This is a genomic window from Pseudomonas putida, from assembly GCF_004357765.1.
Lineage (GTDB): Bacteria > Pseudomonadota > Gammaproteobacteria > Pseudomonadales > Pseudomonadaceae > Aquipseudomonas > Aquipseudomonas putida_U.
Genome location: NZ_SMTE01000001.1, coordinates 277236 through 292722 on the forward strand (window position 1 = coordinate 277236; position 15487 = coordinate 292722).

At 62.1% G+C, this 15487-nt stretch carries 14 protein-coding genes; 4 read left to right on the plus strand and 10 right to left on the minus strand.

Annotated features, from left to right (window positions below; translation table 11 throughout):
- Window positions 1-47 precede the first annotated feature (47 nt).
- The 5 genes from benB to hisN form a co-directional block, all read right to left on the minus strand.
- Window positions 48-533: a benzoate 1,2-dioxygenase small subunit gene (benB, locus tag E2H86_RS01320; RefSeq protein ID WP_133324056.1), complete on the minus strand. Its 486-nt coding sequence runs from the start codon at window positions 531-533 to the stop codon at window positions 48-50.
- Entirely contained in the window at window positions 530-1888 is a 1359-nt protein-coding gene (gene benA, locus E2H86_RS01325; RefSeq protein ID WP_133324057.1) for a benzoate 1,2-dioxygenase large subunit, read from the minus strand. Before benA ends, benB begins: the two co-directional genes overlap by 4 nt.
- Before the next feature lie 102 nt (window positions 1889-1990).
- Window positions 1991-2947: an AraC family transcriptional regulator gene (locus E2H86_RS01330; protein WP_133324058.1), complete on the minus strand. Its 957-nt coding sequence runs from the start codon at window positions 2945-2947 to the stop codon at window positions 1991-1993.
- 199 nt (window positions 2948-3146) lie between these two features.
- The gene (locus tag E2H86_RS01335) at window positions 3147-3878 is read right to left on the minus strand and encodes a hypothetical protein (protein WP_133324059.1); all 732 of its coding nucleotides are present in this window, start codon (window positions 3876-3878) and stop codon (window positions 3147-3149) included.
- Between the two features lie 118 nt (window positions 3879-3996).
- A complete protein-coding gene (hisN, locus tag E2H86_RS01340; RefSeq protein WP_133324400.1) occupies window positions 3997-4788 on the minus strand; it encodes a histidinol-phosphatase in 792 nt (263 codons plus the stop codon).
- A gap of 118 nt (window positions 4789-4906) precedes the next feature.
- Between hisN and E2H86_RS01345 the strand changes: the two genes are divergently transcribed.
- Window positions 4907-5797 carry a universal stress protein gene (locus tag E2H86_RS01345; protein ID WP_133324060.1) on the plus strand — a complete coding sequence of 297 codons (891 nt, stop codon included), beginning with the start codon at window positions 4907-4909 and terminating at the stop codon, window positions 5795-5797.
- Window positions 5798-5819: 22 nt separating this feature from the next.
- Here E2H86_RS01345 and E2H86_RS01350 read toward each other — a convergent pair whose 3' ends face one another.
- The 3 genes from E2H86_RS01350 to ptrR all read right to left on the minus strand — a co-directional run bounded on the left by E2H86_RS01350 (window position 5820) and on the right by ptrR (window position 8250).
- Window positions 5820-6341, minus strand: a complete 522-nt coding sequence (locus E2H86_RS01350) for an acyloxyacyl hydrolase (RefSeq protein WP_133324061.1) — start codon at window positions 6339-6341, stop codon at window positions 5820-5822.
- Window positions 6342-6548: 207 nt separating this feature from the next.
- Window positions 6549-7295 (minus strand): phytanoyl-CoA dioxygenase family protein, encoded by a 747-nt coding sequence (locus tag E2H86_RS01355; protein ID WP_133324062.1) that lies wholly within the window; start codon window positions 7293-7295, stop codon window positions 6549-6551.
- 88 nt (window positions 7296-7383) lie between these two features.
- The gene (gene ptrR, locus E2H86_RS01360) at window positions 7384-8250 is read right to left on the minus strand and encodes a putrescine utilization regulator PtrR (RefSeq protein ID WP_207955605.1); all 867 of its coding nucleotides are present in this window, start codon (window positions 8248-8250) and stop codon (window positions 7384-7386) included.
- Between the two features lie 104 nt (window positions 8251-8354).
- Between ptrR and E2H86_RS01365 the strand changes: the two genes are divergently transcribed.
- Window positions 8355-9740, plus strand: coding sequence for an aldehyde dehydrogenase family protein (locus E2H86_RS01365; RefSeq protein WP_133324064.1), 1386 nt, complete (start codon window positions 8355-8357; stop codon window positions 9738-9740).
- Window positions 9741-9872: 132 nt separating this feature from the next.
- On the opposite strand, the gene E2H86_RS01370 is transcribed toward E2H86_RS01365, so the two are convergent.
- Window positions 9873-11786, minus strand: a complete 1914-nt coding sequence (locus E2H86_RS01370; protein ID WP_133324065.1) for an AAA family ATPase — start codon at window positions 11784-11786, stop codon at window positions 9873-9875.
- A gap of 145 nt (window positions 11787-11931) precedes the next feature.
- The gene (locus tag E2H86_RS01375; protein ID WP_133324066.1) at window positions 11932-12828 is read right to left on the minus strand and encodes a helix-turn-helix domain-containing protein; all 897 of its coding nucleotides are present in this window, start codon (window positions 12826-12828) and stop codon (window positions 11932-11934) included.
- Window positions 12829-12977: 149 nt separating this feature from the next.
- On the opposite strand from E2H86_RS01375, the gene E2H86_RS01380 reads away from it, so the two are divergent.
- Window positions 12978-14336 carry a glutamine synthetase family protein gene (locus E2H86_RS01380; protein WP_133324067.1) on the plus strand — a complete coding sequence of 453 codons (1359 nt, stop codon included), beginning with the start codon at window positions 12978-12980 and terminating at the stop codon, window positions 14334-14336.
- A gap of 52 nt (window positions 14337-14388) precedes the next feature.
- Complete coding sequence (locus E2H86_RS01385; protein WP_133324068.1) at window positions 14389-15477, plus strand: polyamine ABC transporter substrate-binding protein; 1089 nt, start codon at window positions 14389-14391, stop codon at window positions 15475-15477.
- The last annotated feature ends 10 nt before the right edge of the window (window positions 15478-15487 follow it).

The window sequence follows — 15487 nt, forward strand, 5'->3', positions numbered from 1 at the left end:
GCCACGGCGCACCTGTTGGCGCACCGAGCAGCTCGCTTGACCTCGAATCAGATGTGATAGATGTCGATGACCTGACGCACGTAGTCGTTCTTCAGCACCACCTTCTTGGCCTTGATCAGCGGCTGTTCGCCACGCAGGTCCAGGGTGTAGAAACTGCTGCCGAAGTAACTGTCGGTGGTCTTGTAGCGGAAACTCAGGGTGTGCCAGTTGAAGCGCACCTTGCAGTAGCCCTCACCTTGTTCGACGATCTCGATGTTGCTGATGTTGTGGGATGTACGGGTATCGGGCATGGTCGCGCTGGAGCGCTCGGTCTTGATGCGGAATATTCGGTCTTCCAGGCCACCACGGTTGCCGTACCAGATCAGCGAGATTTCGCTCTGCGGATCTTCGGTCAGGGTGTCGTCATCGTCCCAGGACGGCATCCAGAAGCTCGCGTCCACGGCATACAGTTCCAGCCACTGGTCCCATTCAGCGTCATCCAGGTAGCGCGCTTCGCGGTAGAGGAAATCGCGCACGGTCTCATAGAGGCTCATTGCACGGCCTCCACGGGAATCAGTTGCTGTTCCTGCTCCAGGGCCTTGATCATGGTGTCCTGCCAGTACTTGTGCTGCAGCACGAACAGCCCCTCGTCCTCGGTGCGAACCCCCGACAGCAGTGGATGCAGCTCGATTTCCTTGGCCGCTTCATCGGCGCCCTCGACCCAATGGGTGGCCCCACGGGACATGTCGTTCCAGCCGGTGCCGCCGCCGTAGCCGGTCTGGCAGGAGCGGAATTCCTCGAGGTCATCCGGGGTCGCCATGCCGCTGACATTGAAGAAGTCTTCGTACTGGCGGATACGCTGGGCCCGGGCATCGGCGCTCTCACCCTTCGGGGCGATGCAGTAGATGGTGATCTCGGTCTTGTTCACCGAGATCGGGCGAGCGATGCGGATCTGCGAGCTGAACTGGTCCATCAGGTACACGTTCGGGTACAGGCACAGGTTGCGAGAGTTCTCGATCATCCAGTCGGCGCGAGCCTGGCCGAAATCCGAAGCCAGTTGCTCACGGCGCTCGTAGGCCGGACGGTCCTCGGGGTTGGCCCAGCGCGTCCAGAGCAGCAGGTGGCCATGGTCGAACGAGTAGAAGCCCCCGCCCTGCTTGGCCCAGGCGCCGGCGCTCATGGTCTTGATCTCCTCACCCGCTTCGCGCTGTTTGCGCTGATTCTGGGTGGCGGCGTAGTTCCAGTGCACGGAGCTGACGTGGTAACCATCGGCACCGTTCTCGGCCGTCAGTTTCCAGTTGCCTTCGTAGATATAGGAGCTCGACCCGCGCAGCACTTCCAGGCCTTCTGGCGACTGGTCGACGATCATGTCGATGATCTTGGCCGATTCGCCCAGGTGGTCGATCAACGGCTTGACGTCGGCATTCAGGCTGCCGAACAGGAACCCACGGTACGACTCGAACCGGGCGACCTTGGTCAGGTCGTGGGAGCCCTCGCAGTTGAAGCTTTGCGGATAACCGGCATTGCTCGGATCCTTGACCTTGAGCAGTTTGCCGCTGTTGTTGAACGTCCAGCCGTGGAACGGGCAGGTATAGCTGGAGCGGTTGCCGCGCTTGTGCCGGCAGAGCATGGCGCCACGGTGGCTGCAGGCGTTGAGGAAAGCGTTGAGTTCCCCCTCCTTGTTGCGCGCGATGAAGATCGGTTGGCGCCCCATGGTCAGGGTGATGAAATCGTTTTTCTCGGGGATCTGGCTTTCATGGGCCAGGTAGATCCAGTTGCCCTCGAAGATGTGTTTCATCTCCAGGTCGAACAGGCGCGGGTCAGTGAACATTTCACGCTTGCAACGGTAGACGCCCTTTTCGCGGTCGTCCTCGAGCATGGCATTGAGGTAGTCGAATCCCAGGGACATGGCCAGGGCCTCCATTGTTATTGTTCAGGCCATGTCAGGTTAGGAATTATCGACCAGAGGCAATATCCACTCAGTGCAGAGTGCTATCCATTTTGTGCACGCTCAGCGACGCAGCTTGAAGGTCTCCGAGGGCAGCTCGCCAAAACGCTGGCGGTAGGTTTCGGAAAACCGCCCCAGATGCAGGAAGCCATAGTCCATGGCCAGCTCGGTGACGCTGCGCACCCTACAACTGGCATCGCTGAGACAGGCATGTACGCGTTCGAGTTTGCGTTGGCGCACATACTGCTTGGGGGTGGTGCTCAGGTGGCGGTCGAACAATGCATACAGCGAACGCAGGCTCATGTTCGACTGCTCGGCCAGCACTTCGGCGGTCAGATCCAGCTTGAGGTTGCGGTCGATGTAGTCGAGGATTCGTTCGAGGCTCGCTCCAGGGGTGCCCAGCCCCTCGCGACTGATGTTGGTATTCATCAGGGTCAGCAGCTTGCTGGCGACGATCTGGCTGTAATGGCCCTGCACCCGCGGCAATGGATCGGATGCCTCGGCCTCCTGGCAGACCATGGCCAGCAGACTGGAAAAACCTTCCAGTTCCTCCAGCCGGTAATGGTTTCGCAGAAAGCGCACGCCGCCTGCCGGACGCTGCCAGCGCTGTTCATCGCACAGCGCTTCGAGCAAATGAGTCGGCACCTTGAGGATGAATTTCTCGCAGTCCTCGGAATAGGTGAGATCGACTGGATCGTCCGGGTTGATCAGCAGCAGTTCGCCCGGCACCAGATGATGCTCGCGCTGATGGCCACGCCACAGGCAACTGCCGTTGAGCAGGATCTGCAGGTGGAAAATGGTCTCGAGCGCCGGCGACGTCACACGTACGCTTCCGCCGTAGCTGATGCGGCACAAATCGAGTTCGGCGAACTTGCGGTGGCTGAGGCTGGACTGCGGGCGGGTACTGCGGGACAACCCGATGCAATGCTGACCCAGGTGCCGGTTCACGTAGTCGGACACGGCATAAGGGTCGGCGTGATGGAACACGCTACTGCGCTCGCTCAGCAGGCGGCTTTCCATAAGGCAGGCACTCGGTTTTGTAGTTATGTTTTGTGTGTTTCCAGTTTACGCGTGCCCACAGTATGTAAAAGCGCAACAGGGAGCAATGCGACGAAGGGATTCGCCGGGCGAATAACGGATAGCCGAAAACGTGAAGCGTCCGATAATCGAACGCGCAGGTGATGGCAGAACCTGCCCTCTAACAGCAAGAGCGGTGGCGTCACTGCACCGGCAGGAAGTTCATCAGCAGCAGGCTTTGGGCATAGTTCAGACCGATGCGGCGGTAACGTTCGTCCAGCAATTCGGCCAACAGGTCCAGGCGCGCGACGATCTTGCCGAACTCCACCGCGAAACTCAAATTGCTGCCCGCATCGGAAATTTCGTTGGAGAACAGCAACAGTTCGCCATTGGCATCCTGGCGCTGGCTGAGCATCCAGGTGGCCTTCTCGATGTTGCGCGCAGCGTTGTTGATGAACAGCGGGTCGATGGTATCGGTCATGTAGAACTCGGTACGCCCGCCATGGGCGGTGATGAGCATGCTGCCGATGGCGTAGATGAACGCACCGACGCGGTCGCCTCGGAACTCCGGACTCAAGGCATAGCTCAAGGCGGCGAGGTCGCGGCGATCACCCAGTTGCGGCAACCCTTGACGCTGCTCGATGGCCACGCGGATCTGGCGCTCGGCGGTAGTGGCATCGAGGAAGCCGGAAAGCCTCCACTGGTTTGGATTGCGCAGGTAGAGCTTGTTCATCAGCAGATACAGGCTCTGCAGGTTGTCGCGCATGGCCAGGGTGGCCATGCGGTCGACACTGGTCTGGAACAACTCGCTGGGCTTGCCGTTGCCGAGCTGAGTAACGATGTCGCGGCCCTGCTGCTGGGTGCAGGCCGCGAGGCAGAGAAGCGCTACCGCCAGGGCCAGACGGCAGGGCAATGAGAACGTGCTTGCAAGCATTGATCCGGGTCGAAATCGTCGGCCGCGCCGGGAGTCGGCGCAGCCTGGCCATCGATAGAGCCCGGAAATGCGAAAAAGTGCGGCGGCAGTAGGCGTTAGCCTGGTCCAACCGCCTCAATTACATGGCATGGCGCAGCAGCGCCACCACCTGTGCATGCAGCGCCGGATCGCCGCAGGCCACCACACAGCCGCCATTCTGCGCCGAGCTGCCATCCCAAGCGGTGATCACTCCGCCAGCGCCCTCGATGATCGGCATCAGCGCCTGCACGTCATAAGGCTGCAGGCTCGCCTCGACGATGACGTCGACGAATCCCGAGGCCAACATGCAGTAGGCATAGCAATCCCCGCCGTAACGCATCAGCCGTGCCTGACCGGCCACCGTCTCGAAGGCCGCCTTGCGCGCCGCAGTATCGAACATGTCTGGCGTGGTGCACATCAGCGTGGCTGCCGACAGCCCTGCGCAAGCGCGGGTCTTGAGCGCGGTGCTGCCGCGCCAGGCACCTTCCGGCGTGCCGATGAAGCGCTCGCCGGTGAACGGCTGGTTCATCACGCCGACCACTGGGCGCTCGCCATCGTTGAGGGCGATCAACGTGCCCCACAGCGGCAGGCCCGTGATGAAGGCGCGGGTACCGTCGATGGGGTCCAGCACCCAGGTCAACGGACTGCTGCCTACCGCCACACCGGCTTCCTCGCCGAGGATGCCGTGCTCCGGATAACGGGCTTGAATCAACGCACGCATGGCGTCTTCAGCCGCTTTGTCGGCGACGGTCACCGGGTCGTATAGCCGGCCGCCCTTGTCCTCGACGTCCAGGCTGGCACGGAAATACGGCTCGATCGCCAAAGCGGCAGCGTCGGCCAGTTGCTCGGCAAAGGTACGGAATTCGACGATCTGGTCGGCGCTCAGCGGCATGTGCGACAGGTCTCGTGTGAAGAATGGGAATGGCATCATACCCGACAACCTGCGATGCACGCTCTAGACTGAACACATGGACATTCAACCGGGGGGCTACCGCACGTGGAGGTCTGAGATGAGCCAGTTCAAGCGTTTGTTCGTCATGCTGGGTCCGCAAATGCGTCACTCCCCTGCCCTGCAACGCGCCGCGGGTTTGGCGGATACCTGTGGAGCATTGCTGGATCTAAACGTCTTCGTCGACGATGTCGACACGTTCGGCCTGATGAGCGACAGTCGCGAACGTGAGCGCCTGCTCGAACACAACCGTCAGTGGCTCGCCGATGAAGCTGAGCAACTGAGCAATGCCGGCCTGGACGTTTCCACCGAGATACTGTTGACCCGCGATCCGCTGCGTAGCGCGCTCGAACAGGTCGAACGGCTTGGTTGCGATTTGCTGATCAAGGACGTTCAGCACGAACCTGTCCTCAAGCGTTTGCTGGTCACGCCACTGGATTGGCAATTGCTCAAGGACAGTCCCGTGGCTGTGCACCTGGTCAGCGATATCCGTCTGCCGCTGCCCCGGCAGATCGCTGCGGCAGTCGACCTGCACAGCGCCGGCGCGGGCGAGCATCTCGACGATCAGGTGATCGCCAGCGCCCATGCATTGGCGTTGCAATGCAATGCCGAACTGCACCTGCTGCATGTCTGTGATGCGGCGAAGACCCACATCGCCGACTTCGGAGCCGGAACGGTGACCATGCCAGGCTTCGATGGCAGCGTGCGCACGGCGCAGCGTACGGCCTTCAACCACTTGGGAGACCGCCATCAGGTGCCGCTGGAACGGCGGCATTTCCTCGAAGGGCCCGCGACACGGGCCATCGCCCAGTTCGTCGTTCACAGTCGCATGGATGTGATCGTGATGGGCAGCCACCGCCACGACGCCCTGCAGACCTTCCTGGGAGGGACCACAGCGCATGTGGTGGAACATCCGCTGTGCAATGTGCTGGCGATCAAGGCGGTGCGTTGAGTGACGGTGGAACCGCCGAAGGTCAGAATCCTCGGCTGTAGAACAACGAGTACGACTCGATCCCGTCGTTGGGCTGCTTGATGCCGGCGTTGGAGTAGTGCATCGCCCGCAGGCCGATTTTCTGATCGCCAGGCAACTTCAAGCCAAAGCCGATCCGGTCCTCGAAGTTGACCGCCGAGCCCAGGCGCTGATCACCCACATCGGTCTTGGAAAACGCCGCCAGGCCGATGCCTGCCTCGATATAGGGGGTATAGGTGAAACCGCTGAACTCGTAGGTGAACACCGGGCTGAACGACAACGAGTGGGCACCACTGGCCTCACCGCCTTCCCAATAGGTGTAGCCGGCATCCCAGTAGCCAGTCACATAACCGGTGTCGCTTTGCAGCCATTTGTTGTCCCAGTCGAACGACATGCCCAGACGGTAGGTCATGTCGCCCTGACTGGTAGCGCCAACGGCGCCGGAGACCTGTGCGGCCTGTGCTAGGCCCGCGCAGGCAAAAGCCAGGGCGGCAGCCGCCAGCGAAGCGGCAAGACGGGTTTTCATCGATGACATCTCCTGATGGTCACGGGAGGCCGTCGCGAGGGCGCGAGGCCTACTGGCAATTGGGGGCTCTAACCCCTCGTATTCTTGCGGACCGGCGCATCCAACCGGTCACACATCGTCATACTTTTCTGATTATTGTCTAGATAATCAGAAAGTTGAATCGTTTTGCCATCTTATTGCTACCGCAGCCACCCGTCACCGGCTGATTCAGTCGTATTCTGACTCCTCGTGGTCGCCCAGCAAGCGGCGTTGCCTCGGTGTGGCTTCCTCCAATACCCGGGGGTTGAAGCGCCAGTCCAGGTAGGGTGAAAACTTCTGAGCCACCATCCGCCGCCCATAGTGCACCTGCAGCATGTCGCGTTGGCGCGTGGAACTGCGATTGGCGCCACCGCTGTGCCAGACATCGCTGCGAAACACCAACGCGTCCCCGGCCTGGCACAGTACCGCGTGGGCGGCCTGGCCCCGCCAGCGGTCTTCCTCGGTCCGCGGTACGCGCCCCGCGCGGTGGCTGCCCGGTACTATCCAGGTCGGACCGATGTCGTGGTCGATGTCACTGAGGTAAAGCTGCGCTGTCAGAATCTGCGCCGGTTGACTGAAATCGCCGCGCTCGCTCAGCCAGTCCGGTAACGTCATCGGCAGGTGGTCCACATGCAGACCGGTGCCGGCATAGCCTGGATGGCTACGCCAGGCAGTCTGGCCGATGACGTGGCAATCACTGCCCAGGACGGCCTCGGCCAGTTCGATCAAAGGTGGCAGGTCGAGAAACGGTAGCCACAGCGGGTTGCGATTGAAGACGCACTTGTAATGCTCCAGCAGCCCCTGATAGTCCCAATGAATCGGCTGCAGATCGTCGATGGCGCAACGCAGCAAGGCGATGCGCAGAGGCTCCAGCACACCGGGAAGCAGCACGTAGCCTTGCTCTTCCAGTGCTTGCAGCTGCGTGTCCAGGGCCATGGCGGTACGCTCCTGTGTGCAGGGATGGCTCGCCCATTATCCAATGCCCGCGCATCGCCGGCGCTCGTTCGGACATAGGGTCGGCTGACTACGCCGCAAAACGCTCCTCGAGCAGTTTGACGAACATGCTCAGACTGCGCGAAACAGTGCCGCGGCGCCACACCAGCCAGGTTTTCAAGTAACGGAAGTCCTCCGACATCGGCCAGGCGCTGACGGTGGAGCAACCGGGCATGTTGTCGAGCATGCTGCGCGGCAACATGGCCAGGCCTGCGCCGGCACTGACGCAGGCGAGCATGCCATGGTAGGACTCCATCTCATGGATCTTGCCCGGCACCGCCTGATCCTGGACGAACCAGTTCTCGAAATGATGGCGATACGAGCAATTGGCACGGAATGCATAGATATTCGCACCATTGACGTCCTGGGCACGGGTTACCGGCGCGTGGTTGAGCGGCGAGATCACCACCATTTCCTCCTCGAACACCGGCATGCCTTCGAGCGTCGGGTGCAGCAACGGACCATCGACGAACGCGGCCACCAGGCGCCCGGCCAGGACCCCTTCGAGCATGGTCCCCGATGGCCCGGTGGACAGATCCAGATCGACCTTGGGGTAACGCTGATTGTAGGCAGCCAACAGCGCCGGTATACGCACGGCCGCCGTGCTTTCCAGAGACCCCAGCGCGAAAGTGCCCTGGGGATCCTCGCCCGCCACGGTCAGCCGCGCCTCATGGACCAGCTCGAGAATGCGCCGGGTGTACTCGAGGAAGTTCCAACCCGCCGGCGACAGCCGCAGTCGGCTTTTTTCGCGGATGAACAGCTCGACACCGAGGTCTTCCTCCAACTGCTTGATGCGCGTGGTGAGGTTTGACGGTACGCGGTGAATGTGCTGGGCGGCGGCACTGATGCTGCCCTGCTCTGCTACCGCCTTGAAGATCTCCAGTTGCACGAGGTCCACGATCATTCTCCAAACGTGAATGTTTCGCTCATTATTATTCAGTTTTCAATAAAGCAGTAGCCCACTAGTCTGGCGTCACGAATCAACAACAATGAGTGCCAGCCATGAGCGAGATCAGCAGCCTGACCCACGCCATCTCCATCGACCCATTTAGCGGCGAGCAGATCGGCAGCTACCCCTTCGACACCGACGCCGCACTGGAAGCGGCGCTGCAACGCGCCAAGGCCGGCTATCGCCAGTGGCGCCAGGTGTCGCTGGGACAGCGCAGTGAGGCCCTGCTCGCCCTGGCCAGCACCCTCGAAGCCAAGGCCGAGGCCTTCGCCCAGATGATCAGCCGCGAAATCGGCAAGCCAATCAGCCAGGCCCGCGGTGAAGTCGCCAAGTGCGTCGGCCTGTGCCGCTGGTACGCCGAGCATGGCCCGGCGATGCTCGCCGCCGAGCCGACCCAAGTGGAGAAGGCCCGCATCGAGTATCGTCCGCTCGGTCCGATCCTGGCAGTGATGCCTTGGAACTTCCCGATCTGGCAGGTGCTGCGCGGCGCGGTACCGGCGATCCTGGCCGGCAACACCTATGTGCTCAAGCACGCTCCCAACGTCATGGGCAGCGCTTACCTGATGGGTGAGCTGTTCAAGGATGCCGGCCTGCCACAAGGCGTGTTCGAAGTATTGAACGTGACCCCGGAAGGCGTCACCCGCGCCATCAATGATCCGCGCATCGCTGCGGTGACCCTCACCGGCAGCGTGCGCGCCGGCATGGCCATCGGTGCCCAGGCCGGTGCCGCGCTGAAGAAATGCGTGCTCGAACTCGGCGGCTCCGACCCTTTCATCGTGCTGGCCGATGCCGATCTGGACGCGGCGGTGCAAGCGGCCGTCATTGGCCGGTACCAGAACACCGGCCAAGTCTGCGCAGCAGCCAAGCGGTTGATCATCGAGGAAAGCATCGTCGAGGCGTTCACCGCCAAGTTCGTCGAAGCGACGCGCCAGCTGAAAATCGGCAACCCGCTCGAAGACGACACCTACATCGGTCCAATGGCCCGCTATGACCTGCGTGACGAACTCGATGGGCAGGTCCAGGCGACCCTGGCCGAGGGCGCGACACTGTTGTTGGGTGGCAACAAGCTCGAAGGCGTCGGTAACTTCTATGCACCGACCGTGTTCGCCAACGTGACCCCGGACATGACCGCGTTCAAGCAGGAACTGTTCGGTCCCGTGGCGGCGATCATCACCGCACGAGATGCCGACCATGCGGTAGAACTGGCCAACGACAGCGAGTTCGGCCTGGCTTCGACCATCTACACGGCGGACTACGCCTTGGCCGAACGCATGACCGCAGCACTGGACACCGGCGGCGTGTTCATCAACGGCTATTGCGCCTCCGACCCCCGCGTGGCCTTCGGTGGGGTGAAGAAGAGTGGTTTCGGCCGTGAGCTGTCGCACTTTGGTGTCCGTGAGTTCACCAATGCCCAGACTGTGTGGCTGGATCGTAACTGATCGGCCCTCCCAGCCCCGGCAAGTCGGCGCCTTCCGGTATCCCACTGTCCTTGAGTACAGTGCGCTACCTGGGTAGCGGGCTGGTCGGGGCACCGAACTGCCGCGAAGGGCTGCAAAACAGCCCCAATGGCTTCAACCCCTTACTTGGTCCTTGACCCAGTCGAGCATTCCTCCTGGCACGATCAACTCATGCCGCGCTCGCGAACAAGCGGTGTACAACCCAGCCAGCAGCCTCGCTCGCTCGTTGCGATTGCCCGCCGCCAGCGGTGCCACCATCAGCTCTGGCGACACCATCACCCGCGCGAATTCCATGTTCTTGACGTCCCGTACCCGACCGAGAAACAACTTGGGCGCCTTGTCCCAGCGGTAGCGGCTCTTGGCCTTGGCGAAGTGCTCCGGGGTATAGCCCTTGCGTAGCATGTTGGCCACGGCGACGAAGGCCTTGTCGTCCCCTTTGTCCTGCTCCAGCGCCTGCCAGCTGGCATAGCGGAACAACATCGGGTGACGAGGCCGGGTGCCGTAGCGATACAGCTCGATGCAGTCCTCGACGAACAGTTCGAAATCCTTGCGTGCACTGTGCAGCAAGACGAACGGCACGCCCTGGTGGGTCAGACGTTGGAACCAGCCGAACAGACCCCATTCGTCATCCACGATCAGCGCTGTGGGCTGCTCGGGGACCGTCACCGTGTCGAAGAAGCTCACCCGCGTGTAGTGCTCGGCACTTCCGCTGAACGCGGCCTGGATCGAAGCAGGATGCGCCTGGATCAACGGGTTGAGCACGCCGTCCATGGCTGGCCCGGCCCGTAGCGAGTGGTCGATGTAGCGTTGGCGAATGAAACCGCCGTGGTGCGGACTCAAGCCGTTGAGGTTCTGTAATTCGTCCCCCAGGGCAATGACCGCCTGCGGACTGCGGTCGAGTACTGCCAGCATCGGTGCCGACAGCTCGTGGGCTTCGTCGACGATGACGTGGGTGTAGCGGCTGTCGATCACCTGGGAGGTCAGCGACAACAGCTTGACCCGGTGGTAGTCACGCACCGGCAGCTGGATCTCGCGAGCGGACGGACGAATCAGCTCCTGCCAGTACAGCCGGGCCTTTTCCAGCAGTACCTCCTGGTCCAGTGGGGTGGTACCAAGGCCTGCCCAAGGCAAATGGTGCAACTGCACCTGGCTGTCGCCACTGCGGCAAAAGTTGCGCACGGCCTTGATGCACAGGCCCACCACATCTCGCGCCTGCAGTGGGCCGACGTCGGTGATGCCGAGCCACTTCACCACCTGCGCATCCTGCGGCCGCCATGACAGTTTGGTGCGGTAAGGGTCGCGCAAGCGCCAGCCATTGCTGGTGAGGTCACGGTTGAGAATGTCGTCGGCCAACTGGCCGAAGGTCATCGCCGTGTACGCTGCCGCATCCTTGACCCGGGCCTGCAGTGCCCGCAGCTGGCCTTCGGTCAAGGCAAGCAACAAGGTGCGCTGGGGATCGAGCAGGCGTGCGAACTGGTGAATCAGGAAGGTCTTGCCAGTGCCGGCGAAGCCTTGCACCGCCACCGACTCATCGATACCGGAGAGGAACTCGCGCAGCAGACGATTCTGTTGGTCGCTGAGCAGCAGGTCACTGGCCAGCGCTGGCACGTAGGCCGCATGCAAGGGTGTGACACGCTGACGGTAGCTATCAGCGAACAGGAAATTCCACTGGCCTTCGTCGTCGAGCAGTTCATCGACCGGGTACTCGACCTCGGCCGTCAGCAGGCCAATCCCGTTCTCACCGAGCATGCCCAAGCCCATGGCGAACGCTTCGCGGTCGAAGCGTTGTGCCACCTGCTCCTGAAAACGTCCGGGCGCGGCGCTTTCGAGCGCTTGGGCGATCCGCACGATCTCGGCGAAACGGCGCTCCTGTGCGTCCGCGGAGGCGGTAGTCGGCTGGCGTGGCAGGTTCTGCACGAACAGCAGCGCAGCCGCCTGCAGCAGGCTGGCGGTGGCGAGGAATTCACAGGGTTCGGGCTCGCTGGCCAGGCGGTCGGCCTGGTCGCTGGACAAAGGCAGGTAGAACATCGGGACCTCGGGTGGAAACTGCCGGGCAGGTTAGCAATTTTCCGGGGGGAATGTGTCGCGAGTGTACAGAAGACCGCGATCGACCTGTATGAGCGAAGCGTCGCTGCGATCGACCCGCCAAGAGACCATCGACCCATAGCAGTCATCAATCCCTGCATCGCTTTAACGTCTGGCTCGGAAATTCCTTGAACAACTGCCGGTAACTCTCTGAAAACCTTCCCAAATGCCAGAACGACCAGCGCATGGCCACCTCCGCCACGGTGGCGCCACCGCGCAGTAGATCACGCCGTGCGCCGTTCAGCCGGCGCAAGCGCAGCCAATGCGCCGGCGGCATGCCGGTATAGCTCTTGAACGCCTGCTGCAACTGACGCAGGGTGACTCCGGCAACTTTCGCCAACTCCGCCAGGTTGAGGGTCTCCTCGGGGCAATCGGCCGACCACTCGCTAACCCGCTGCATGATCGCCCGCTCCTCGCCGCGTCGCCCCAAGGCGCCACCGTCCAGGCGCTGGCACGCGTTGTCGAGAATGAACAGGCAATCCTCCAGCAGCTGTTCGGCCAGTGCCTGGCCCTGCAGCGAGCTATCGGACTGGCCCAGCCGCGTCAGGGTGGCGCTGAGCCAACTGCCGAACAACGCGTTCTGGCCGCTGCCCAGCGGCACCATGAACAGGCCTTCGAGCCGCTGCGGGTCGAGGCCATGGCGCGCCAGGAACGCTTGGTCGAACACCACCGCCACTTCCTGGTAGTTCTCCGGGGTGATCCAGATGTTTCGGCTCTGTTCGTTCAACAGGTAAAGGCTGTTTTCAACCTGGTCGAAGCAGAATGCCAACGAGCCACTCGGCGCCCGGAAGAACTGCTCCACCCGTGTGTTCAGACGTTCTTCGTAAACCTCCACGCCATCCAGGCCGAGGCAACGCAGCTGGCCACTGAAATGCCCCGGCGACATCTGCCGATAGTGCTGTTGCCAGCCAGGGGTGGCACGCACCTGCTCCGTCACATCGGTGGTATGGAAAGCCTGGACCTGCAAAGCATGGGGCGTTGTCACGCATCGTCCTAGTTGCACTCTTTTGGTGCATTCATGACCCGAAGAAAGTGGATAGATCGCTTGGGCGAGCTACGCCCAAGATAGTCCTCAGCGCGTCCGCTGGGAAGCCATCCCCCTGCGCGCCTCCGAATCCACACCACGAGGTTTGTATGAACGCCCCTTTCGATCAGCTCTCCGCCTGGCTGAAAGAACACCGGATCACCGAAGTCGAATGCGTGATCAGCGACCTGACCGGCATCGCCCGCGGCAAGATCGCGCCCACTGCCAAGTTCCTCCACGAGCGCGGCATGCGCCTGCCTGAAAGTGTGCTGCTGCAAACGGTCACCGGTGACTATGTCGAGGACGACATCTACTACAGCTTGCTCGATGCGGCCGACATCGACATGGTCTGCCGCCCCGACCCGGCTGCGGTGTACCAGATTCCCTGGGCCATCGAGCCCACTGCGATCGTCATCCACGACACCTTCGACAAACAGGGCAATCCCATCGAGCTGTCGCCGCGCAACGTGCTGAAAAAGGTGCTCAAGCTCTACGCCGACAAAGGCTGGCAGCCCATCGTCGCCCCCGAGATGGAGTTCTACCTGACTCAGCGCTGCGAAGACCCCGACCTGCCCCTGCAAGTGCCGCTGGGCCGCTCCGGGCGCGCCGAAAGTGGCCGGCAGTCGTTCTCGATCGACGCTGCCAACGAATTCGACCCCCTGTTCGAAGACGTCTACGACTGGTGCGAGCTCCAGGGCCTGGACCTGGACACGCTGATCCACGAAGACGGCCCGGCACAGATGGAGATCAACTTCCGCCATGGCGACGCGCTGGACCTGGCCGACCAGATCACCGTGTTCAAACGCACCATGCGCGAAGCGGCGCTCAAGCACAACGTCACCGCCACCTTCATGGCCAAGCCGATCACCGACGAACCGGGCAGTGCCATGCACCTGCACCAGAGCGTGGTAGACATCGCCAGCGGCCAGCCGATCTTCGCCAACCCCGACGGCAGCATGAGCGAGCTGTTCCTGCACCACATCGGCGGTCTGCAAAAGTACATCCCCAAGCTGTTGCCGATGTTCGCGCCCAACGTCAACTCGTTCCGCCGCTTCCTGCCGGACACGTCGGCGCCGGTCAACGTCGAGTGGGGCGAGGAAAACCGCACCGCAGGCCTGCGCGTGCCAACCTCCAGCCCCGAGTCGATGCGGGTTGAAAACCGTCTGCCCGGCGCCGATGCCAACCCTTATCTGGCGATTGCCGCGAGCCTGCTGTGCGGCTACCTGGGCATGATCGAAAAGCTACAGCCAAGCGCCCCAGTGCAGGGTCGTGCCTATGAGCGGCGCAACCTGCGCCTGCCCATCACCATCGAGGATGCCCTGCAGCACATGGAAGACTGCGAAGTGGTGCGCCAATACCTCGGCAACGCCTTCGTCGAGGGCTACGTGGCGGTCAAGCGCGCCGAGCACGAGAACTTCAAACGGGTGATCAGCTCTTGGGAGCGCGAGTTCCTGTTGCTCAGCGTCTGATCCCAACCCATCGCCCACAGTGCATCCAGAACAAGACCAACGAGGTGTCGTCATGCGTCAACTGCAAGCTCTGATTCCCGCAGCATTCACCCTGCTGTTCACAGCGGCCGCCCAGGCCGAGCCGAGCGTCAGCGTCTATAACTGGACCGACTACATCGGCGATACGACGTTGGCCGATTTCCAGGCCAGCAGCGGCATCAAAGTGGTGTACGACGTGTTCGACTCCAACGAAACCCTGGAAGGCAAACTGCTGGCCGGACGCACGGGCTATGACGTAGTGGTGCCTTCCAACCACTTCCTCGGTCGTCAGGCCCAGGCCGGGGCGTTCATGCCGCTTGACCGCAGCAAGCTGCCGAACTGGAAACACCTCGATCCCAAACTGCTCAAGCAGCTCGAACAGAACGACCCCGGCAACCGCTACGCCGTGCCCTACCTGTGGGGCACCAACGGCATCGGCTACAACGTCGACAAGGTCAAGGCCGCCCTGGGCATCGACCGCATCGACTCCTGGGCCGTGCTGTTCGAGCCGCAGAACCTGAAAAAGCTCAAGCAATGCGGCGTGGCATTCATGGACTCGCCGGACGAACTGTTCCCGGCCATGCTCAACTACCTTGGCCTCGACCCACGCAGCGAAAATCCTGCCGACTATGCCAAGGCCGAGGCGCGCCTGCTCGAACTGCGTCCCTACATCACCTACTTCCACTCTTCCAAGTACGTCTCGGACCTTGCCAACGGCAACGTCTGCGTGGCCTTCGGCTACTCCGGCGACGTCTTCCAGGCGGCCAACCGCGCCGTGGAAGCGAAAAACGGCATCAAAGTCGCCTACAGCATTCCCAAGGAAGGCAGCAACCTGTGGTTCGACCTGCTGGCCATCCCCAAGGACGCCAACAACCCCGAGCAAGCCCTGGCATTCATCAACTACCTGCTCGACCCACAAGTGATCGCCAAGATCAGCGCCACCGTCGGCTACGCCAACGCCAACCCCGATGCCAAGGCCTACATGGACGCCTCGCTGGTGAACAACCCCGAGATCTATCCGCCCCAAGACGTACTCGACAAGCTCTACATCTCCAGCACCCCGAGCCCGAAGATCATGCGGGTGATGACCCGCTCCTGGAGCAAGATCAAGTCCAACCGCTGAGCCGAGTGAG

Coding starts and splice junctions, on each gene's coding strand:
- benB (WP_133324056.1), bottom strand. CDS start 533: ATGAGCCTCTATGAGACCGTGCGCGATTTCCTCTACCGCGAAGCGCGC.
- benA (WP_133324057.1), bottom strand. CDS start 1,888: ATGTCCCTGGGATTCGACTACCTCAATGCCATGCTCGAGGACGACCGC.
- E2H86_RS01330 (WP_133324058.1), bottom strand. CDS start 2,947: ATGGAAAGCCGCCTGCTGAGCGAGCGCAGTAGCGTGTTCCATCACGCC.
- E2H86_RS01335 (WP_133324059.1), bottom strand. CDS start 3,878: ATGCTTGCAAGCACGTTCTCATTGCCCTGCCGTCTGGCCCTGGCGGTA.
- hisN (WP_133324400.1), bottom strand. CDS start 4,788: ATGCCGCTGAGCGCCGACCAGATCGTCGAATTCCGTACCTTTGCCGAG.
- E2H86_RS01345 (WP_133324060.1), top strand. CDS start 4,907: ATGAGCCAGTTCAAGCGTTTGTTCGTCATGCTGGGTCCGCAAATGCGT.
- E2H86_RS01350 (WP_133324061.1), bottom strand. CDS start 6,341: ATGAAAACCCGTCTTGCCGCTTCGCTGGCGGCTGCCGCCCTGGCTTTT.
- E2H86_RS01355 (WP_133324062.1), bottom strand. CDS start 7,295: ATGGCCCTGGACACGCAGCTGCAAGCACTGGAAGAGCAAGGCTACGTG.
- E2H86_RS01365 (WP_133324064.1), top strand. CDS start 8,355: ATGAGCGAGATCAGCAGCCTGACCCACGCCATCTCCATCGACCCATTT.
- E2H86_RS01370 (WP_133324065.1), bottom strand. CDS start 11,786: ATGTTCTACCTGCCTTTGTCCAGCGACCAGGCCGACCGCCTGGCCAGC.
- E2H86_RS01380 (WP_133324067.1), top strand. CDS start 12,978: ATGAACGCCCCTTTCGATCAGCTCTCCGCCTGGCTGAAAGAACACCGG.
- E2H86_RS01385 (WP_133324068.1), top strand. CDS start 14,389: ATGCGTCAACTGCAAGCTCTGATTCCCGCAGCATTCACCCTGCTGTTC.